This window comes from Pseudomonas sp. GL-R-19 (genome assembly GCF_019956375.1).
GTDB lineage: Bacteria > Pseudomonadota > Gammaproteobacteria > Pseudomonadales > Pseudomonadaceae > Aquipseudomonas.
This window is the reverse complement of record NZ_JAHBDJ010000092.1, coordinates 171,684-192,506: the sequence shown is the minus strand read 5'-3', so window position 1 is coordinate 192,506 and position 20,823 is coordinate 171,684. Positions and strand designations below refer to the sequence as shown.

Sequence of the window (20,823 nt, the reverse complement as noted above, 5' to 3'; positions counted from 1 at the left end):
AGCAGGCTCGCTCCTACAAGGGTTACGCGGTCACCTGTAGGAGTGAGCCTGCTCGCGATGAATTCACCACGGTGCAGCTGCACCCCACAGGATCCGAACCATCAAACGTTCTGGCGTTCGCCCTTCGGATCGAAGAACACCGAAGGAACGATTTCCGCCTCGATCACGCTGCCGTCGGCCAGCGGTGCGAACACGCGCTCGCCCATGCGGTTCAGGCCGCCCTTGACCACGCCCATGGCGAACGAATAGCCCAGGGAGTTGTGCAGGTAACTGGAGGTCACGTGACCCACCATGGTCATCGGGATCGCCTGCTTGGTGTTGAACACCAGTTGCGCGCCTTCCGGCAGCCATTTGTTCGGATCGATCGGCTTGAGGCCAACCAGTTGCTTGCGCTGATCACGCACGCAGTCTTCGCGGTTCATGCCACGCCAGCCGATCCACGAGAACGGTTTGGTGCGACCGACACACCAGCCCATGTTCAGGTCGTCCGGGGTCATCGAGCTGTCAGTGTCCTGACCGACGATGATGAAACCCTTCTCGGCCCGCAGCACGTGCATGGTTTCGGTGCCGTATGGGGTCAGGTTGTACTTCTTGCCGGCGTCGACGATTTTTTCCAGCACGCCCATCGCGTAGTCGGCCTGCACGTTGACTTCGTACGACAGCTCACCGGTAAACGAAATCCGGAATACCCGCGCCGGCACACCACCGACCAGACCTTCTTTCCAGGTCATGAACGGGAAGGCTTCGTTGCTCAGGTCGATGTCGGTGACTTCGCTGAGCAGCTTGCGGCTGTTCGGCCCGGACAAGGTCATGGTTGCCCAGTGGTCGGTGACGGAGGTGAAGTACACCTTCATGTCCGGCCATTCGGTCTGGTGGTACAGCTCCAGCCACTGCAGCACACGAGCTGCGCCGCCGGTGGTGGTGGTCATGACGAAATGGTTGTCGGCCAGGCAAGCCGTCACGCCGTCGTCGAACACCATGCCGTCTTCTTTGCACATCAGGCCGTAACGGGCCTTGCCCACATCGAGCTTGGTCCAGGCGTTGGTGTAGACGCGGTTGAGGAACTCGCGCGTATCCGGGCCCTGGATGTCGATCTTGCCCAGGGTCGAAGCGTCGAGCAGGCCGACGCTGTCGCGCACGGCTTTGCACTCGCGCTTGACTGCCGCGTGCAGGTCTTCACCGGATTTCGGGAAGTACCACGGACGTTTCCACTGGCCGACGTCTTCGAACTCGGCGCCGCTCTTCAGGTGCCATTGATGCAGTGCGGTGTAGCGCACCGGCTCGAAGATGTGCCCACAGTGACGACCGGCCACGGCGCCAAAAGTCACCGGCGTGTAGTTCGGACGGAACATGGTGGTGCCCATCTGCGGGATGGTCACGTTCAGCGAGCGGGCAGCGATGGCCAGGCCGTTGACGTTGCCGAGCTTGCCCTGATCGGTGCCGAAGCCCAGCGCGGTGTAGCGCTTGACGTGCTCGACCGACTCGAAGCCTTCGCGGGTCGCCAGTTCGATGGCGGCGGCGGTGACGTCGTTTTGCAGGTCGACGAATTGCTTCGGCGCCCGTGCGGTGTTCTTTTCATGCGGCACCTGGAACAGCGCCAGGGTCGGCTCTTCGAGACGGCTCAGGGCTTTCGGCAGTACGCCTTCGACGGTCTGGAACCCGGCTTCAGCGGCGGCGCGAGCGCCCCCTTCAAAACCGTCGGCCAGAGAATCGCCAAGGCCGTAGACGCCGTTGATGCCACCGACACACACGCGCTTCTGCGGTGCTTCGCCCGGTACGAAACCGAGGATGTCTTCGCGCCAGATCGGCTTGCCACCCAGGTGCGAAGCCAGGTGAACCACCGGGCTGTAACCACCGGAGCTGGCTACCACGTCGCAGTCGAGCCATTCGCCTGGGCTGGTCACGGTGTGGGCTTTGACATCGATGGCGGCCACACGGGCAGCGGTCACGCGCTTGCTGCCACGGGCCTCGATCACGGCGCTGCCGGTGAGAATGCGGATACCTTTGGCACGCGCTTCTTCCACCAGCGCACCACGCGGGTTGCTGCGGGCATCGGCGATGGCCACCACTTGCAGGCTGGCATCGAGCCAATCCAGGGCAACGCGGTAGGCGTGGTCGTTGTTGGTCGACAGCACCAGCTTCTTGCCCGGTGCCACGCCGTAACGACGCACGTAGGTCGAGATGGCGCCGGCGAGCATGTTGCCCGGCACGTCGTTGTTGCCGTAGACCAGTGGACGCTCGTGAGCACCGGTCGCCAGCACTACACGCTTGGCACGGACCCGGTGAATGCGTTGACGCACCTGGCCAATCGGTGCGCGGTCGCCGAGGTGATCGGTGAGGCGCTCGTGAATGGTCAGGAAGTTATGGTCGTGGTAGCCATTGACGGTGGCGCGCGGCAACAGCAGCACGTCCGGGGTGTTCTTCAGTTCGTCGATGACGCTGGCGACCCATTCGGTCGCAGGCTTGCCGTCGAGGCTTTCGCGGGAATCGAGCAGGCTGCCGCCGAACTCTTCCTGCTCATCGGCGAGGATCACGCGGGCACCGCTGCGCGCAGCCGCCAGGGCAGCCGCCAGACCGGCAGGGCCGGCACCGACGATCAGCACGTCGCAGTGCTGGTTCATGTAGTCGTAGGTGTCCGGATCGTTCTCGGTCGGCGAGCGACCCAGGCCGGCGGCCTTGCGGATGTACTTCTCGTAAGTCATCCAGAACGATTGCGGGTACATGAAGGTTTTGTAGTAGAAGCCCGGTGGCATCAGCTTGCCGCCGACCTTGCCGAGAATCCCCATCATGTCGTTGTTCACGCTCGGCCAGCCGTTGGTGCTGGTGGCGACCAGGCCTTGATACAGCGCCTGTTGCGTGGCGCGCACGTTAGGGATCTGCGTGGCTTCGGTGGCGCCGATCTGCAACACCGCGTTCGGCTCTTCGGCACCGGCGGCGAAGATGCCGCGCGGACGGGAATACTTGAAGCTGCGACCGATGATGTCGACGCCGTTGGCCAGCAGTGCAGCGGCCAGGGAATCGCCTTCGAAGCCTTTGTAGTTCTGGCCGTTGAAGGTGAAGGTCAAGACTTTGTTGCGGTCGATCCGTCCGCCGTTGGACAGGCGATTGATCTGGCTCATACCTTCTCTCCCAGAGCCGTGCTGGCCGCTTTCGGGCTATCGGTCTTGTCGGTGAATTGTGGCTTGGTGCCGATCTTGTAGGTTTCGAGAATCTCGTAGGTCACGGTGTCGCGGGTGACGTTGAAGTACTGGCGGCAACCGGCGACGTGATCCCACAGCTCGTGATGCAGACCGCGCGGGTTATCGCGGAAGAACATGTAGTCGCCCCACTCCTCGTCGGTGCAGGTGTTCGGATCCAGTGGGCGCGGGATGTGCGCCTGGCCGGATGCATGGAATTCCTCTTCGGAGCGCAGTTCGCCACAGTGAGGACAGAAGATATGCAACATAGGGATTTCTCCTGTTAGTGGGCGACTGCTGCAGCGCCGTGTTCGTCGATCAACGCACCGTTGTGGAAACGGTCGATGGAGAAAGGTGCAGCCAATGGGTGCATTTCACCCTTGGCCAGGCTGGCGGCAAATACGTTGCCCGAGCCAGGTGTGGCCTTGAAGCCACCGGTACCCCAACCGCAGTTGAAGAACATGTTCGGGACCGGGGTTTTCGAAATGATCGGGCACGCATCCGGCGTGGTGTCGACAATGCCGCCCCACTGACGGTTCATGCGTACGCGCGACAGCACCGGGAACATCTCGACGATGGCCTGGACAGTGTGTTCGATCACCGGGTACGAACCACGCTGGCCGTAGCCGTTGTAGCCGTCGATACCGGCGCCGATCACCAGGTCGCCCTTGTCGGACTGGCTGATGTAGCCGTGCACGGCGTTGGACATGATCACGCTGTCGATAATCGGCTTGATCGGCTCGGACACCAGTGCTTGCAGCGGGTGCGATTCGATCGGCAGACGGAAACCGGCAAGTTTGGCCATGTGCCCGGAGTTACCCGCGGTGACCACACCGACGCGCTTGGCGCCGATGAAGCCCTTGTTGGTTTCAACGCCGATGCACACGCCGTTTTCCTTACGGAAACCGATCACTTCGGTCTGCTGGATCAGGTCCACGCCCAAGGCGTCAGCAGCACGGGCAAAGCCCCAGGCCACGGCATCGTGACGGGCCACGCCGCCGCGACGCTGGACGGTTGCGCCCATCACCGGGTAGCGAGTGTTCTTGGAGCAGTCGAGGTACGGAATCTCGTCGGCAACCTGTTTGGCATCGAGCAGTTCGCCGTCGACGCCGTTGAGGCGGTTGGCGCTGACCCGACGCTCGGAATCACGAATGTCCTGCAGGGTGTGGCACAGGTTGTAGACGCCACGCTGGGAGAACATCACGTTGTAGTTCAGGTCCTGGGACAGGCCTTCCCACAATTTCATCGCGTGTTCGTACAGGTGCGCCGACTCGTCCCACAGGTAGTTGGAACGAACGATGGTGGTGTTGCGCGCGGTGTTACCGCCGCCCAGCCAGCCTTTCTCGACCACGGCCACGTTGGTGATGCCGTGTTCCTTGGCCAGGTAGTAGGCGGTCGCCAGACCATGCCCGCCACCGCCGACGATGACCACGTCGTAGACCTTTTTAGGGGTCGGCGTGCGCCACATTTTCTGCCAGTTTTCATGATGGCTGAGAGAGTGTTTGAAGAGGCCGAAGCCCGAGTAGCGTTGCATAGTCATTTACTCCAAAACCGCACTCAGCGATAAACCGGGAAGTCCGCGCACAGGGCCGCCACTTGCTGCGCAACATTCGCTTCGACATCGGCATCGCCGAGGTTGTCGAGGATGTCGCAGATCCAGCCGGCCAGTGTGACGCACTGGGTCACCTTGAAGCCGCGAGTGGTGACTGCCGGGGTGCCGATACGCAGGCCGGAGGTCACGAACGGCGACTGTGGATCGTTCGGGACAGCGTTCTTGTTCACAGTGATGTGGGCGCGACCGAGTGCTGCATCCGCCTCTTTGCCGGTAAGGCCCTGACGGATCAGGCTGACCAGGAACAGGTGGTTGTCGGTGCCGCCGGACACTACATCGTAGCCGCGTTTGATAAACACGCCGGCCATGGCCTGGGCGTTGTCGATCACTTGTTGCTGGTAAACCTTGAAGCCAGGCTCCAGCGCTTCCTTGAAGCACACTGCCTTACCGGCGATCACGTGCATCAGCGGGCCGCCCTGGGCACCCGGGAAAACTGCCGCGTTGAGCTTCTTCTCGATTTCTTCGTTGGACTTGGCCAGGATCAGGCCGCCACGTGGACCGCGCAGGGTCTTGTGGGTAGTGGTGGTGACCACATCGGCGTAAGGCAGCGGGTTCGGGTACAGACCGGCAGCGACCAGACCGGCGACGTGAGCCATGTCGACGAACAGCAGTGCACCGACCTTGTCGGCGATCTGGCGGAAGCGCGGGAAGTCGAGGGTCTTGGAGTAGGCCGAGAAGCCGGCAACGATCATCTTCGGCTTGCACTCGACGGCCAGGCGCTCGACTTCGTCGTAATCGATCAGGCCGGTCTTGGTGTCGATGCCGTACTGCACGGCGTTGTACAGTTTGCCCGAGGACGACACTTTGGCGCCGTGGGTCAGGTGACCGCCGTGGGCCAGGCTCATGCCGAGGATGGTGTCGCCGGCTTGCAGCAGGGCCAGGTACACGGCGCTGTTGGCCGAGGAACCGGAGTGCGGCTGGACGTTGGCGTAATCGGCACCGAACAGTTGCTTGGCGCGCTCGATGGCCAGCGCCTCAACTTTGTCGACGTGCTCGCAGCCACCGTAGTAGCGCTTGCCCGGATAGCCTTCGGCGTATTTGTTGGTCAGGCCGCTGCCTTGCGCTTCCATCACGCGCTTGCTGGTGTAGTTCTCCGACGCGATCAGCTCGATGTGATCTTCCTGACGTTGCTCCTCGGCATTCATCGCCGCCAGCAGTGCATCGTCGTAACCCTGGATCTGGTCTTGCTTGCTGAACATCGCGTCTCTCCCAGCGGCGGCGGTGCGCCATTCGTCTCGGTGAGGCACTGGCTTTTCGGCAGTGCCCTTTGGTAGCGATGGTATGACTGGCTTGGAGTCGTCAAATGCCTACGGGCGCCACGCAAAGGTGCGTTTACGACATGGGATCGCGCGCGGAGTCTTGCATACCTCCTACGGGGGTTATGCGATAGCCTGTCGTACTGCGAGTAACAGCAGAAAATGCACGGGATACAGCGCATACGCCCAACGTCGCATGGGCGGTGGTTTTACGCCCTCGGCATGTCGCAACAAGAACAGCCCGAGCCATGGCGCAATCAGACAAGTGGCGACTGCCGCCATCGCCACGTGATTGCCCAATCGAACAGAGTAATACAGCACCTGCCATTGATTGGCCGCCAGGCACACCATCCCCGGCAACAGTGCGAAATACCAAGGCCGTTGCAGTACCAGCAGCATCGCCAGCGGCAACAGAACGCCATAGAAACCGAACATCAAGCGCTGGGAGAAAAACACTGCCAGCAGTACCGCGCCGACCGCCAGCAGTCGCGATGCAAGCACCGGTTGCTGCCATCCACGAACCACCAGCAAGCCCAGGGCAAGGGTGGGCAGCACATTCAAGGTGTCGGGATTGGGAATGAACATTCGGTAAGGAATTTCACTCACCGCGCTAAACAGCAACAACCACCCCAGATAGCGCCACTGGCCACCGGTCGTCGCAGTCCGCACGCGCGCCAGATTGGCCGCCATCGCCAGGCAGAACCACGGAAACGCCAGGCGTCCCGGCACATACAGCAAATCGGCGGAATAACCGACATATCGCAGGTGATCAAGCACCATGCTCAATAGCGCGAGCCACTTGAGCAGATCCAGTGCCCCGTCGCGCTGCTTTAAGTGCATGGCCTTGTGCATGTTCTTGTGCATAGTCACGTGCATAATTGCCCTTCGACCGTGTATTTTCCCGACAGCGACATCCTGTGCGCTGCACCTGACGATCTTGGGTGCAATGCGCACCCTCATTGACCACGGGACGCTTCACCATAGGCATCTCGACCACGGAAGCAGGCCATGACCGACAAGAGCCAACAATTCGCCAGCGACAACTATTCCGGTATCTGCCCTGAAGCCTGGGCGGCCATGGAACTGGCCAACCACGGCCACCAACGCGCATACGGCGACGACGAGTGGACCGCCCGCGCGTCCGACGATTTCCGCAAACTGTTTGCAACCGACTGCGAAGTGTTTTTCGCCTTCAACGGCACCGCCGCCAACTCGCTGGCGCTGTCGTCGCTGTGCCAGAGTTACCACAGCGTGATCTGCTCGGAAACCGCCCACGTCGAAACCGACGAATGTGGCGCCCCGGAATTCTTCTCCAACGGCTCCAAACTGCTGATCGCCCGCACCGAAAACGGCAAATTGACCCCGGATTCGATCCGCGAGGTCGCGCTCAAGCGCCAGGATATCCACTACCCGAAACCTCGTGTGGTGACCCTGACCCAGGCCACCGAAGTCGGCAGCGTCTACACCCCGGACGAAATCCGCGCCATCAGCGCCACCTGCAAGGAACTGGGCCTGAACCTGCACATGGACGGCGCGCGCTTCTCCAACGCCTGCGCATTCCTAGGCTGCACCCCGGCCGACCTGACCTGGAAGGCCGGCGTCGACGTGCTGTGCTTCGGCGGTACGAAAAACGGCATGGCGGTGGGCGAGGCGATTCTGTTCTTCAACCACAAACTCGCCGAAGACTTCGATTACCGCTGCAAACAGGCCGGGCAACTGGCGTCGAAAATGCGCTTCCTCTCGGCACCATGGGTCGGAATCCTGGAAAACGACGCCTGGCTCAAATACGCCAACCACGCCAACCACTGCGCGCAATTGCTGGCCGAACTGGTCAGCGACATTCCCGGCGTGGAGCTGATGTTCCCGGTGCAGGCCAACGGCGTGTTCCTGCAACTGTCGGAGCCGGCCATCGCCGCGCTGACCGCCAAGGGCTGGCGCTTCTACACCTTCATCGGCAACGGCGGCGCACGGTTCATGTGCTCGTGGGACACCGAGGAAGAGCGCGTACGTGAGTTGGCGCGGGATATCCGTGAAGTGATGTCCCACAAAAACTTTGGTTAACCCAGCCCCCTGCAGGAGCGAGCCTGCTCGCGATGAGGCCCGATCATTCACCAGATCTGTTGGATGAAAGACCGCTATCGCGAGCAGGCTCACTCCTACAAAAGCCATCCGTATCCCCTGACAGTCCGCACCTGAAGACATCGTCTACATTGTTTGTCGAGCCGATCCGCTCACATAACAACAATCAGGAGCGTCAGCATGTCGTTGCAAGGCAAAACCCTGTTCATCACCGGTGCCAGCCGCGGCATCGGCCGCGAGATTGCGCTGCGGGCCGCACGCGATGGGGCCAACATTGTGATCGCCGCCAAAAGTGCCGAACCCCACCCCAAGTTGCCGGGCACGATTTTCAGTGTGGCCCGGGAAGTGGAAGCCGCTGGCGGGAAAGCCTTGGCTCTGCAGGTGGATGTGCGTGAGGAAGACGCCGTACGCGAAGCGCTGGCCCAGGCCAACGAACATTTCGGCAGCATCGATGCGCTGATCAATAACGCCGGGGCGATCAAATTGACCGGGGTCCAGCACCTCGAACTCAAACGCTTCGACTTGATGCATCAGATCAACACCCGTGCCGTGCTGCTGTGCAGCCAGGCCGCCCTGCCCTATTTGAAGAAGTCCGGTGGCCACATCCTCAACCTGTCCCCACCCCTGAACCTGGCCACCAAGTGGTTTGCCCAGTACAGCCCGTACACCGTGACCAAATACGGCATGAGCATGCTGACCTTGGGCATGAGTGAGGAATTCAGGAATTACGGGATCAGCGTCAACTCACTGTGGCCACAGACGATGATCGCCACCGCCGCCATCGAGTTTCAGCTGGGGTCACGGGAGTCGTTCAAGCATGCGCGCGTGCCTGCGATCATGGCCGATGCGGCGCACGTCATTTTGAGCAGCACCAACCGCAGCCTGACCGGGCGGCTGTTGATTGATGAGGAAATTTTGCGGGAAAGCGGTGTGACTGAATTCAACCATTACCGTTTTGCACCGGACAGCAGCGACACACTAATGCCTGACCTGTTCGTCGACTGAGTGGATCGAGTCCGCCTCTGTAGGAGCGAGCTCGCTCGCGATGGACGCTAACGATAACGCGTGCTTTCTGAATAAACGCAGCGCTTTCAAGCCCATCGCGAGCAAGCTCGCTCCTACAGAGGATCGGCGTTGATCAATACTCGATCCGCACGTCCCCTTTCGGCACGCTGCAGCACGACAGGATATACCCTTCGGCTTCGTCTTCCTCGGTGATCCCGCCGTTGTGTTCCATTTCCACTTCGCCGCCCAGCTTCAGCACCTTGCAGGTGCCGCAGATGCCCATGCCACACGCTTTCGGGATCATCAGGCCGACCTTGGCCGCCGCCGCATGCACGGTCTCGCCCGGGGCCACGCGAATGCTCTTGCCGGATGCGGTGAACTCCACCTGGTGCAGATCCGCCTCGTCCACTTCCGCAGCTTCAGCCGCTTGTTCAGCGTGTTCCACGGCGTCGGCGCGGGCTTCTGGCGGAGTCGCGCCGAAGGACTCTTCGTGGTAGCGCGACATGTCGAAGCCAGCGCCTTCCAGCAAGCGCTTGACCGCGCTCATATACGGTGTCGGGCCGCAGCAGAACACTTCGCGCTCAAGGAAATCCGGCGCCATCAATTCAAGCATTCTGTGGTTCAGGTAACCGCGATAACCGGCCCAGGGCTCACCCATGCCATGTTTCTCGCAGATCAGGTGCAGGCTGAAGTTCTCGATCCGCGAAGCCATGTGTTCCAGTTCGCGGTGGTAAATGATGTCTTTGGGCGAGCGGGCGCTGTGGATAAACGTCATGTCGACGTTGCCGTTGGTGTCGTAGAACCAGCGCGCCATGGACATGCACGGCGTGATGCCGACGCCGCCGCTGAGGTAGAGTACTTTCGGCGCAGGGAAGTCCATGGCATTGAACAGTCCGACCGGCCCGTGCACCGCCAGCTCCTGGCCTTCATGCAGAGTGTCGTGCAGCCAGTTGGACACCTTGCCCCCCGGCACACGCTTGATGGTCACCGAAAAGCTGTACGGCACCGACGGCGAACTGGAAATGGTGTAGGAGCGCATGATCTGTACGCCGTCGATTTCCAGCTCCAGGGTGACGAATTGCCCGGGCTTGAAAAAGAACAGAATCGGCTGGTCGGCCATGAAACAGAAGGTGCGCACATCCCAGGTTTCCTGGATGACTTTGACGCAACGGACAATGTGTCGGCCATTGGCCCAGGTCTGGGTGGTTACCGGGTTCAGGAAGCTGTTGGACATGCTGATCTCCACGGCCGACTGTCGGCCTTCATGTTGGGGATTCTGCGTATAGCGCGAACCTCCCATTTACCTATCTGCGACATTCACATACTTATCGCGACCAGCCCCCAATTACCGGGGGTTGCGCGTCGGGATCAGATTGGGCCATGTCGCCCATGGATAAGGTTCCGGGCAGCGCCGGCCCCACACTCGCCTCAACAGATAACTGCTGTTTTTTGTCTTGCGTCGCACAACCGTAGCCACTATTCGCCGGCCACACAGAATGGCCTTGAGGATTAAATGATGGACGTCACTACTACCCTGAGCCTGGGCGATCCGCTGGAACCCGCACGCAAGGCCACCGCGCAGATGCTGCAAGAGCGCGAGCGTACTTTCTCGCTGCCGCAGCCGTTTTACTCTGACGAGCGGCTGTTTGATATCGACATGCAGGAAATTTTCCAGAAAGAGTGGTTGATCGCCGGCATGACCTGCGAAATCCCGACCAAGGGCAACTACCTGACCCTGCAGATCGGGAAGAACCCGATCATCGTGATCCGTGGCGCCGAAGGCGTGGTGCATGCGTTCCACAACGTCTGCCGCCACCGTGGCTCACGCCTGTGCACCAGCGAAAAAGGCAAGGTCGCCAAACTGGTCTGCCACTACCACCAGTGGACCTACGAGCTCGATGGCCGCCTGTTGTTCGCCGGCACCGAAATGGGCGCCGACTTCGACATGAAGCAGTACGGCCTCAAGCCGGTGAACGTGAAAACCGCTGGCGGTTACATCTTCATCAGCCTGGCGGAGAACCCGCCGGCCATCGATGACTTCCTGTCGACGCTGAACCATTACATGGAACCGTACGACATGGAGAACACCAAGGTGGCGATCCAGACCACCTTGTTCGAAAAAGCCAACTGGAAACTGGTGCTGGAAAACAACCGCGAGTGCTACCACTGCAACGCGTCGCACCCGGAACTGTTGAAAACCCTGCTGGAATGGGACGACGTCACCGACCCGCGCGCGGATCAGGCCTTCAAGGACCACGTCGCTGCTTCGGCCGCTGCCTGGGAAGCCGAGAAGATCCCTTACGCCCACGCCAGTTTCGGCCTGCGTAACCGTATCGTGCGCATGCCGCTGCTCAAGGGCACCGTGTCGATGACGATCGACGGCAAGCAAGGCTGCAAAAAACTCATGGGCCGGATCCAGAACCCGGACCTGGGCTCGATGCGCATCCTGCACCTGCCGCACTCGTGGAACCACTGCATGGGCGACCACATCATCGTGTTCACCGTGTGGCCGATCAGCGCCCAGGAAACCATGGTCACTACCAAGTGGATCGTGCACAAGGACGCGGTCGAAGGCGTGGACTACGACGTGGAGCGCATGCGCCAGGTCTGGGACGCCACCAACGACCAGGACCGTCGCCTGGCCGAAGAGAACCAGCGCGGCATCAACTCCACCGCCTACCAGCCTGGCCCGTACTCCAAGACCTATGAGTTCGGCGTGGTGAACTTCGTGGACTGGTACAGCGAGCGGTTGCTGAACAACCTTGGGGCCGAGCCTGCGCCGTACCTCAAAGGGGTTCCGGTACAAGGCTAAAAGCAAAAGCATCGCGAGCAGGCTCGCCCCCACACTGGATCTATGTGCACTGAAGATCCCTTGTGGGAGCGAGCCTGCTCGCGATGGCGCCCTCAGCATCAACAAACTCCTCTCGGTAATTCCTCTCTTCATTAGAACTGTACGAAATATGACCTATCTCGTTCAGGCCTATGCCCGCCGCACCTCCCAGCCTTCCGCAAACAAGTTATCCACATCTCCACCCACAGCTATTGGGGACAACTGTGGAAAGACTGCAAAATTTCTCTAAAAAAACCAAAGAAAAACCGTGACTTATCCAGAAGCATGCTTCCACGATCGGACTGATCATTTTTTGCTCAGCAACCTGAAAGGCATGGAATACAAGGCTTCCAGAGGATGGCAAACACCTTATCCACAGAAGCGCCAACAGACTTTGGGGTTAACTTCGAAGACGCTGTGGAAAACCGCTATGACCCGCAAGAAACCGGTGTTTTCGTGGAATTCTCCGGCTCACAAGCATCAATTGATCATTTTTTGATCGCAGCCATGAAGGCCGCTGTTTATAAGGCCTACAGCCAATAGCAAACATCTTATCCACAGAAGCGCCAACAGAGATTGGGGGCAAGTCTGCATCCCCAGCAGCACTTATCCCCTTGAAAAAGCTTGGAAAAACCACGAGCAAGGCTGGTTGCTTTTTGAGCAACGGCTTGCAGGGCTTTATTTATATGGGGTGTAGCGAGGGGCGAACATGTTATCCACAGAACCGCCAACAGGGATTGTGGGTAAACACCGAAGTTGTTCAAAGTTTATTGAGGCATGAGCGACCTGAATCCAGATCCAGGTTCAATTCAAAGTCTTTGAAGGCGCGCCATCCGAGCAATATCGACGGGACATATTGCCCGCCGATCAGCGAAGGCGGGATGGTAAAGCCCGGGTAGTATTTGTAGGTGACCGCCATGGTATTGCCTTGCAGGGCCAATACGCCGTCGAAGCGTTGGAAGCGCTTGCTGTCGTTGGCGGTAACGCTCGAGCGTCCCGGTGTCAGCGCTTGCGCAACACTGAGCTGCCTGCCGGGCGACGAGGCCGTCAGGTAGTCGACATTTCCGGTATCGATGATGGCCTGCGTTGCCCTGCGATCCAGCTGTGCGGCCACCACCAGCCGTTGATTGAGATCCAGGCGGCTGACGACAATCGACGCATCACAGCGTTTGGCCGGCGGTGGATTCAGCTCCAGTGTTCTGTTGGTGATCTTCAAGCGCCCCAGCTTGCTGATCAGATCCAGCCCCAACAGATTGTCCCGGTCGCTGACAAAGACCAGGACGTTCCTGAACTCGCTGCCTCCCACCTTTATCGAGTCAAGAATCCCCAGGCCGGCGGACAGGTCGCTCTCGCCATAAAAAGTGCTGTAGGCGTAGTGGGCGTCGGGCAACAGCCGAATCGCCATCAGCTTGGCGGTCTCCACATTGACCCGTGTTTGCGGGGCGCCGGTATCGAGTACGAAACGCGCCGAATGACCATTGGCCGCGTCGACATCGATGAAAGGCAGCACCTCGCTAGCAATGAACGAGTCACTGGCATACGGATGAATCTTCAACACTTCGCGCTGCCCGGATCCTTTCACCGAGAAATCGCCGGTCGCTCTCAAGATCGAGAGGGACTGGTTGCCGAACATGGAAAACAACGTGTTCAGCTCCTGGCTAGCCTCGATGGCCCGGGCGTGTTTGCGCTTGATCGCCAGAAAATAATCCGGCAACTGGTTGGCAGCTTTGGCTTCGAACATCCGGGCGATGACAGACACTGAACAACCGAGGTTCTTTTGTGCATCCAGCACCCTGTCACAGTGCTGGCGCATTTGCGCCAGGGAGGCGTTCTGTCCCTGCGCGGACTGCAGCCACTGATTGAAGTCCGGTTCAGGCTCAGGTCGCGTAGCGGCCATCGGCCACGTCGACACGGCCATGCCCCATCCAAGCAGCAACACGCAGAGCTTTACAGGCTTCATGGGCAACCCACTCATAAAAACCGGGTTTTATGATCAAGCGCTGAAAACTCCGTAACACCTTGCCGCACCCTGTACAGCGCACAGTGAAAATGTAGTTCAACGAACTGGAGCGGGCCTTAGGGCCGATACATCAGATAGGCTTCACCGGTAACCCGAATCATCGGATGCGGCGTGATCTGGCAGGTGTCGACGATACGGAAACCATGACGCTCATAAAAACGCCGGGCGCCGGTGTTCGCTGCGTAGTCGATCAGGCTCAGGCCATTGAGCCCAAGCCGGTTGGCCCGGTCGTAGGCGTAGGCGAGGAATTGCTTGCCCAACCCCTGGTTGCGCCAGCCTTCATGCAGCGCCAGGCTGGAAATATAAAGGGTGTCGGGGATTTCCATCGTGGCGTAGGGCGCCAACACCGGGTCGGTCACAGGAGCCGCCGACGGATCATGGCGCATCACGTAACTGTGCAGCATGCCGACGACTTCCCCTTGTGCCTCGGCGATCAGACAGTTCTGATAGGAAAAGTCCACATCATCGCGGGCATAGCGGGTGGCGCCGACATCCAGCAGGTCCTGGCCGGGTGCTGCCATCTGGCTCCAGATGTAGTCTGCGGCGCCCTCTGATGAAATCTGGAACAACCGGGCAATCTCCCGCGCATCGCCGCGCTGGGCCGAACGAAACTCAACAGCCATTTATTTCCCCCCAACGGACCGCTAGCGGACCACGCCTTCTTCAATCAACAACTTGAGTATCGCCTCAGCCCCAGCTTGCGCCGTAACGCCTTTGAGCACTTGTCCGCCACCGCCACTGGCTTTCGCCGTTGCGGCTTTCATACGATCGGCGCCGCTCTTGGCCTTGATTACCTTCAGGCGCTTGGGCCGCGGCTTGGCCGGTTGCAAGGTGGCGACCGCGAGCAGTTCATCGTCGATGACCTCGACGTCCTGCGCTTGCAGCACGCCGCGTCGGGCCGGGCCGTAAGCGCTCTGGCGAGGCTTGGGCGCGGCGTTATCCACCGTTGCCAGAAACGGCAGGCGTACCTTCAGCCGCCGACGTTGACCGCGCGGCAAGGCCTGCAGCACCAGCGCCGAACCGCCGTCGATGGACTCGACCTGCGCCAGCCCCACCACCAGCGGCCAGCCCAGGCTTTCGGCGAGCAGGAACGGCAACATGCCCGAGCCTTCGCCGGTTTCCGCCTGACTGCCGGTCAACACCACCTGAGCACCTGCATCGCGCAGATACTCGGTCAGCGCCGGTAGCGCATCGGCGCCTTGCGGTTGCTCCAACACATGCAGTTGCTCCAGCCCCATGCCCAGGTAAGCGCGCAATGCAGGCTCGGCGATGTCGCCGGCATGCAGCACCTGCAGGTTATCCCCAGCCAATTGCAGGCCCAGTTCTACCGCCCGCGCATCCTCTTCCGCGCGACGTGGCCGACCGGACGTCGGGTGGGCGCCGATGGACACCAGGCTGATGATTTTCGTGCTCATAACCCTTTCCTTCCCTTAAGCCGCATCGCGCTTGGCGTCGTTGCGGTAAGCCTCTACCGCCTCGATCAAGGCTTGAAGAATCTCCGCGCTCTCACCGATCACCGAGAGGTCGGCACGCTTGATCATGTCGCAGCCAGGGTCAAGGTTGATCGCCACCACCTTGTCGCAGGCACCGATGCCTTGCAGGTGCTGGATCGCCCCGGAAATCCCCACTGCCACATAGACCCGTGCGGTGACCCAGGTGCCGGATGCCCCGACCTGACGATCGCGAGCCATGAAGCCGTCGTCCACTGCCACCCGCGAGGCGCCTTCGGTCGCGCCGAGGGCTTCGGCGGTCCTGTGGAAAAGTCCCCAGTCCTTGACCCCGTTGCCGCCGGAGAAAATGAACTCGGCTTCGGCCATGGGGATTGCCGCCGGATCCACTGCCACCGCGCCCAGATCTTCAATCCGCGACAAGCTGCGCGCCACGATTGTGGATAACTCCACCGGCAAGGCTTCGTGACGGGTTTCACTGACCGGTTCGGCGCATTCGACAGCTGCCAGAATCAAGCGCGCAAGCGGCCGCGCCAGGTCTTGCAAACCGGCACCGGCACGGCCGATGCATTCCTGATCCTTGACCTGCCAGACCCGCGTGGCCGGGCGTTCGCCCAGGGCGGCGGCAAAGCGCCGACCCAGTTCACCGCCACCGGTGCGACTGTCCGGCAGCAACCAGTGACGCGGGCTGAACTGGTTATCCACAGCCCGCAGGCCCTGGACCCGTTGCTCTGGTGCATAACCGCTGAATTCTTCACCGTCCAGCACCAGCAAGCGGTCGACGCCCGCCGTGGCGAAAGCGTTTTCCTTGTGCTCGCCGAACACCACGGCCAACACCGCACCGTCCTTGCCGGCCAACTGATGGGCCAGGCCCAGCAGGTCGCGGTCGTGACTGCTCAAGCGACCACCGACCATGTCCGGCACCACGCTGATGTAAAACGCCGGCGCGGCCACCTGATGCAATGGCAACTGCACTTCAACAGCGGCTGAACGTTTGGTCGCACCACCCTGCTGGGCGCCACTGCGGTCGATGCGCTTGATGCCGTTGGGGCCGATAAAACCAATGCCATGTGGATTCTTGCGGATGACGCCATTCGGCCCCATCCAGCTGTGTTGCGCCGGTTGCATGGCCGCGTGTAGCGGGTGCAGCCGGTTGCGGGCGATCCATTCGGCCCGCGGGTCGCGGCGGATAATGTCGCTCATCAGTGCACCTCCGCAGGTTCACGTTTGGCCGGCGCGGCCGGCTTTGCCGCGTCGTCTTCCAGCAGCGCGTCGGCCACCAGTTCGGCAATGTCCTTGATCAGCGGACGGGGTTCGACCACGCCTTCGAGCATCGCCGTGCATTGTGGGCAACCCACGGCCACCAGTTCGGCGCCGGTTTCGCGGATGTCTTCCATGCGCATGTCGGGAATACGTTGCTTGCCGGGAATGTCGGTGATCGGCGCACCGCCACCACCGCCGCAGCAGCGCGAACGGAAGCCGGAACGTTGCATCTCTTTCACTTCGATCCCGAGGGCGCGCAACACCTGGCGCGGCGCCTCGTACTCACCGTTGTAACGGCCGAGGTAGCACGGGTCATGGTAGGTCACGCTGTCGCCTTTGTGCTGACCGAGATTGAGCGCGCCAGCATCGATGATTTCCGCCATGTAGGTGCTGTGGTGCTGCACCAGATAGTTGCCATCGAAGGCGCCGTACTCGTTTTTCAGCACGTGGAAGCTGTGCGGATCGCAGGTGACGATGCGGTTGAAACTGTACTTGGCCAGAGTCTGGATGTTGCGCTTGGCCAACAGCTGGAAGGTCGCTTCGTCGCCCAGGCGCCGGGCCACGTCACCGCTGTCGCGTTCTTCGAGGCCGAGCACGGCGAAGTCGATTTTCGCCGCCTTGAGCACTTTGACGAACGCGCGCAGGGTACGCTGGTTGCGCATGTCGAAGGCGCCGTCGCCAACCCAGAACAGCACGTCGGTGGATTTCTTTTCGCTGAGCAGATTGAGGTTCAAATCTGCCGCCCAGTTCATCCGCCCGCCCGGCGCAAAACCGCCCGGGTTGTCAGTGGCGATCAGGTTTTCCAGGACTTCGGCACCCTTGTTCGGGGTTGCGCCTTTTTCCAGGGTCAGATGGCGACGCATGTCGACGATGGCATCGACGTGCTCGATCATCATCGGGCATTCCTCGACACAGGCACGGCAGGTGGTGCACGACCACAGGGTTTCGGCGTCCACCAGACCGTTGACGATCGGTTGATGCGGATTGCCCGCGTGCTCACCAATGGCCTTGCCCGGATACGGACTGCCGGCGAACTTGGCATCAGTGCCGCCGGCCAGGCCGACAACCATGTCCTGAATCAGTTTTTTCGGGTTCAACGGCTGGCCGGCGGCGAACGCCGGGCATGCTGCTTCGCATTTACCGCACTGCACGCACGCGTCGAAGCCAAGCAACTGGTTCCAGGTGAAATCCTTGGGTTTTTCCACGCCCAGCGGCGCGCTCGGGTCGTTCAGATCCAGCGGTTTCAAACCGGTGGAACGACCGCCGCCAAAGCGTTCGGCGCGACGGTGCCAGGCCAGGTGCAAGGCACCGGCGAAAGCGTGTTTCATCGGCCCGCCCCAGGTCATGCCGAAGAACAGTTCCGACACGCCCCACAACACGCCAACCCCGAGAATCGCCGCCAACAGCCAGCCACCGAAGTTTTCCGGGAGGATGCCCGCCACCGGCAGGGTCAACAGGAAGAACGAGGCCGAGAACGCCAGCAGGCTTTTCGGCAGGCGCATCCACGGGCCTTTCGACAGGCGCGATGGAGGGTTGCGCCGGCGCAGGTAAACAAAGATCGCACCGACGAACATCACAGCCGTCATCAGCAGCAACGCATAGCCGAGGAAGCGGTTATGCAGGCCGAAACCGTGCACCAGAATCGCCAGCACGATGGACGCTACCGCACCGCCAGCCGTGGCGACGTGGGTGTTGGCAATGTATTTGTCCCGCGCGACCACATGGTGCAAGTCGACCATGTAGCGCTTGGGCATGGCGAACAGGCCGCCGATCAGGTCGACTTTCGAAGCCCGGCCCCGGCGCCACATATTCACCCGCCTCAAAGCACCGAGGACACCAAGGCCCAGGGCAGCGAACAGCAGGATTGGAAGAAGGGTGTTCAACATAGGTGAAGCTCCCAAAGACCGCAGGGTCTTGCAGGCCAAACTACCTGGATGCCTTGCCCGATTCCTTGTAGGAGCGAGCTTGCTCGCGAAAAACCTGAGAACGTCGCGTTAAATCAGACTCCCCGCGTCATCGTTCACGTCCATCGCGAGCAAGCTCGCTCCTACAAGGGTTATCCACAAGCTCTTAGAAATCCTTGCACAACCGCAGCGCGTCGTAGATCGCGGCATGCACGTTGCGCTGTGCCACGCAGTCACCGATGCGGAACAGCAGGTAGCCGTCGCCGCTCTGCTCCAGGCAAGGTTGCGGCTTGATCGCGAACAAGGCTTCGACGTCGATCTGGCCTTTATTGCGCGAGCCTTCCTTCAAGGCGTAGTAGATTTCCTCGTCCGGGCGCACACCGTTTTCGATGACCACCTGGTCCACCACCCGCTCCTCTTTGGCACCGGTGTATTCGTTTTCCAGCACTGCCACCAGCTTGTCGCCTTCGCGGTAAACCTTCTCCAGCATCATGTCGCCGGTCATGATCACTTCTTTCGGGTACATGCTGCGGTAGTACGTCGGGAACGACGTGCCGCCAATCGCCACGCCTGGCTTGATGTCGTCGGTGACGATTTCGACCTGGCTGCCCTTGTCCGCAATGAAGTCGGCGGTAGACATGCCGGTGAACTCGCAAATGGTGTCGTAAACCAGCACGTTCTTGCCAGGCAGAACCTTGCCGTCGAGCACATCCCAGCTGCTGACCACCAGGCCTTCAGCCGCACCCCAGTGTTCGTTCTGCTCGATAAACGGATGTCCACCGACGGCCAGCACCACCACGTCTGGACGCAGGTCCATGATGGTCGGCGCATCCGCCGCAGTGCCCAGGCGCAGATCGACTTTCAACCGAGCCAGTTCCAGCTGGTACCAGCGGGTGATACCGGCGATCTGGTCCCGTTGCGGTGCTTTCGAAGCGGTGGTGATTTGGCCGCCGATGAATTCTTTCTTCTCGAACAGGGTCACGTTGTGGCCACGTTCGGCGGCAACGCGAGCGGCTTCCATCCCCGCAGGGCCGGCGCCAACGACCACCACTTTGCGTTTCACGCCGGTGGTTTTTTCGATGATGTGTGGCACGCCCATGTATTCACGGGAAGTTGCGGCGTTCTGGATGCACAACACATCCAGGCCTTGGTATTGACGGTCGATGCAGTAGTTGGCCCCGACGCACTGCTTGATCTGGTCGATCTGACCCATCTTGATCTTGGCGATCAGGTGCGGGTCGGCGATGTGGGCGCGGGTCATGCCGACCATGTCGACGTAGCCGCCCTCCAGAATGCGCGTGGCCTGGTTCGGGTCCTTGATGTTCTGCGCGTGCAGCACCGGAACCTTGACCACTTCCTTGATCCCGGCCGCCAGGTGCAGGAACGGCTCGGGCGGGTAACTCATGTTCGGAATCACGTTGGCCAGGGTGTTGTGAGTGTCGCAACCCGAGCCGACGACGCCGATGAAATCGAGCATGCCGGTGTCGTCGTAATACTTGGCGATCTGCTTCATGTCTTCGTGGGACAGGCCGTCCGGGTGGAACTCATCACCGCAGATGCGCATGCCCACGCAGAAGTCGTCACCGACCTCGGCGCGCACGGCTTTCAAGACTTCCAGGCCGAACTTCATGCGGCCTTCGAAGGTACCGCCCCATTCGTCGGTACGCTTGTTGACGCGCGGGCTCCAGAACTGGTCGATCATGTGCTGGTGCACGGCCGACAATTCCACGCCGTCCAGGCCTCCGGCCTTGGCACGACGCGCAGCCTGCGCATAGTTGCCGATCACCCGCCAGATTTCTTCCGGCTCGATGGTCTTGCAAGTGGCACGGTGCACCGGCTCACGCACGCCCGACGGCGACATCAACGTTGGCCAGTTAAAGCCGTCCCAACGCGAGCGACGACCCATGTGGGTAATCTGGATCATGATCTTGGCGCCGTGCTTGTGCATGGCATCGGCCAGATTCTGGAAGTGCGGAATGATGCGGTCGGTGGACAGGTTCACCGAGCTCCACCACTCCTGCGGGCTGTCGATCGCCACGACGGACGAGCCGCCACAAATCGCCAGGCCGATCCCGCCCTTGGCTTTCTCTTCGTAATACTTGACGTACCGGTCGGTGGTCATGCCGCCGTCGGTGGCATAAACCTCGGCGTGCGCGGTGCTGAGCACGCGGTTGCGGATGGTCAGTTTACCGATCTGGATCGGTTGGAACATTGCTTCGAAAGCCATGGC

General features: G+C 60.9%; 16 protein-coding genes. 4 read left to right on the top strand and 12 right to left on the bottom strand.

All coding sequences use genetic code 11. The annotated features are described in order from the left end of the window. Nucleotides 1-101: 101 nt before the first annotated feature. The 5 genes from KGA83_RS29755 to KGA83_RS29735 all read right to left on the bottom strand — a co-directional run bounded on the left by KGA83_RS29755 (nt 102) and on the right by KGA83_RS29735 (nt 6,920). A complete protein-coding gene (locus KGA83_RS29755; protein WP_108216959.1) occupies nt 102-3,119 on the bottom strand; it encodes a sarcosine oxidase subunit alpha in 3,018 nt (1,005 codons plus the stop codon). Further along, the gene (locus tag KGA83_RS29750) at nt 3,116-3,445 is read right to left on the bottom strand and encodes a sarcosine oxidase subunit delta (protein ID WP_046039383.1); all 330 of its coding nucleotides are present in this window, start codon (nt 3,443-3,445) and stop codon (nt 3,116-3,118) included. Before KGA83_RS29750 ends, KGA83_RS29755 begins: the two co-directional genes overlap by 4 nt. A 14-nt stretch (nt 3,446-3,459) precedes the next feature. Beyond that, entirely contained in the window at nt 3,460-4,710 is a 1,251-nt protein-coding gene (locus KGA83_RS29745) for a sarcosine oxidase subunit beta (protein WP_038981138.1), read from the bottom strand. 23 nt (nt 4,711-4,733) lie between these two features. Next, complete coding sequence (gene glyA, locus KGA83_RS29740) at nt 4,734-5,987, bottom strand: serine hydroxymethyltransferase (RefSeq protein WP_108216960.1); 1,254 nt, start codon at nt 5,985-5,987, stop codon at nt 4,734-4,736. Nucleotides 5,988-6,167: 180 nt separating this feature from the next. Further along, nucleotides 6,168-6,920, bottom strand: coding sequence for a TraX family protein (locus KGA83_RS29735; RefSeq protein ID WP_223531492.1), 753 nt, complete (start codon nt 6,918-6,920; stop codon nt 6,168-6,170). 132 nt (nt 6,921-7,052) lie between these two features. On the opposite strand from KGA83_RS29735, the gene KGA83_RS29730 reads away from it, so the two are divergent. Continuing rightward, nucleotides 7,053-8,105 (top strand): low specificity L-threonine aldolase, encoded by a 1,053-nt coding sequence (locus tag KGA83_RS29730; protein ID WP_223531491.1) that lies wholly within the window; start codon nt 7,053-7,055, stop codon nt 8,103-8,105. Nucleotides 8,106-8,303: 198 nt separating this feature from the next. Beyond that, entirely contained in the window at nt 8,304-9,128 is an 825-nt protein-coding gene (locus tag KGA83_RS29725) for an SDR family oxidoreductase (RefSeq protein ID WP_223531490.1), read from the top strand. A gap of 133 nt (nt 9,129-9,261) precedes the next feature. Here the strand turns inward: KGA83_RS29725 and gbcB are convergent, their stop codons facing one another. After that, nucleotides 9,262-10,362 carry a glycine-betaine demethylase subunit GbcB gene (gbcB, locus tag KGA83_RS29720; protein WP_223531489.1) on the bottom strand — a complete coding sequence of 367 codons (1,101 nt, stop codon included), beginning with the start codon at nt 10,360-10,362 and terminating at the stop codon, nt 9,262-9,264. Between the two features lie 282 nt (nt 10,363-10,644). On the opposite strand from gbcB, the gene gbcA reads away from it, so the two are divergent. Beyond that, entirely contained in the window at nt 10,645-11,940 is a 1,296-nt protein-coding gene (gbcA, locus tag KGA83_RS29715; RefSeq protein ID WP_223531488.1) for a glycine-betaine demethylase subunit GbcA, read from the top strand. 375 nt (nt 11,941-12,315) lie between these two features. Next, complete coding sequence (locus KGA83_RS29710; RefSeq protein ID WP_223531487.1) at nt 12,316-12,501, top strand: hypothetical protein; 186 nt, start codon at nt 12,316-12,318, stop codon at nt 12,499-12,501. 217 nt (nt 12,502-12,718) lie between these two features. Here KGA83_RS29710 and KGA83_RS29705 read toward each other — a convergent pair whose 3' ends face one another. The 6 genes from KGA83_RS29705 to dgcA form a co-directional block, all read right to left on the bottom strand. After that, nucleotides 12,719-13,933: a retropepsin-like aspartic protease gene (locus tag KGA83_RS29705; protein ID WP_411741930.1), complete on the bottom strand. Its 1,215-nt coding sequence runs from the start codon at nt 13,931-13,933 to the stop codon at nt 12,719-12,721. A 101-nt stretch (nt 13,934-14,034) separates the two neighbouring features. Beyond that, entirely contained in the window at nt 14,035-14,601 is a 567-nt protein-coding gene (locus KGA83_RS29700; RefSeq protein ID WP_223531486.1) for a GNAT family N-acetyltransferase, read from the bottom strand. A 21-nt stretch (nt 14,602-14,622) separates the two neighbouring features. After that, the gene (locus KGA83_RS29695) at nt 14,623-15,393 is read right to left on the bottom strand and encodes an electron transfer flavoprotein subunit beta (RefSeq protein WP_223531485.1); all 771 of its coding nucleotides are present in this window, start codon (nt 15,391-15,393) and stop codon (nt 14,623-14,625) included. A 15-nt stretch (nt 15,394-15,408) separates the two neighbouring features. Beyond that, nucleotides 15,409-16,629 (bottom strand): electron transfer flavoprotein subunit alpha/FixB family protein, encoded by a 1,221-nt coding sequence (locus KGA83_RS29690; protein ID WP_223531484.1) that lies wholly within the window; start codon nt 16,627-16,629, stop codon nt 15,409-15,411. Then, nucleotides 16,629-18,575 carry a dimethylglycine demethylation protein DgcB gene (dgcB, locus tag KGA83_RS29685; RefSeq protein ID WP_108216970.1) on the bottom strand — a complete coding sequence of 649 codons (1,947 nt, stop codon included), beginning with the start codon at nt 18,573-18,575 and terminating at the stop codon, nt 16,629-16,631. Before dgcB ends, KGA83_RS29690 begins: the two co-directional genes overlap by 1 nt. A 184-nt stretch (nt 18,576-18,759) precedes the next feature. After that, nucleotides 18,760-20,820, bottom strand: coding sequence for a dimethylglycine demethylation protein DgcA (gene dgcA / locus KGA83_RS29680; protein ID WP_218431143.1), 2,061 nt, complete (start codon nt 20,818-20,820; stop codon nt 18,760-18,762). Between the last annotated feature and the right edge of the window lie 3 nt (nt 20,821-20,823).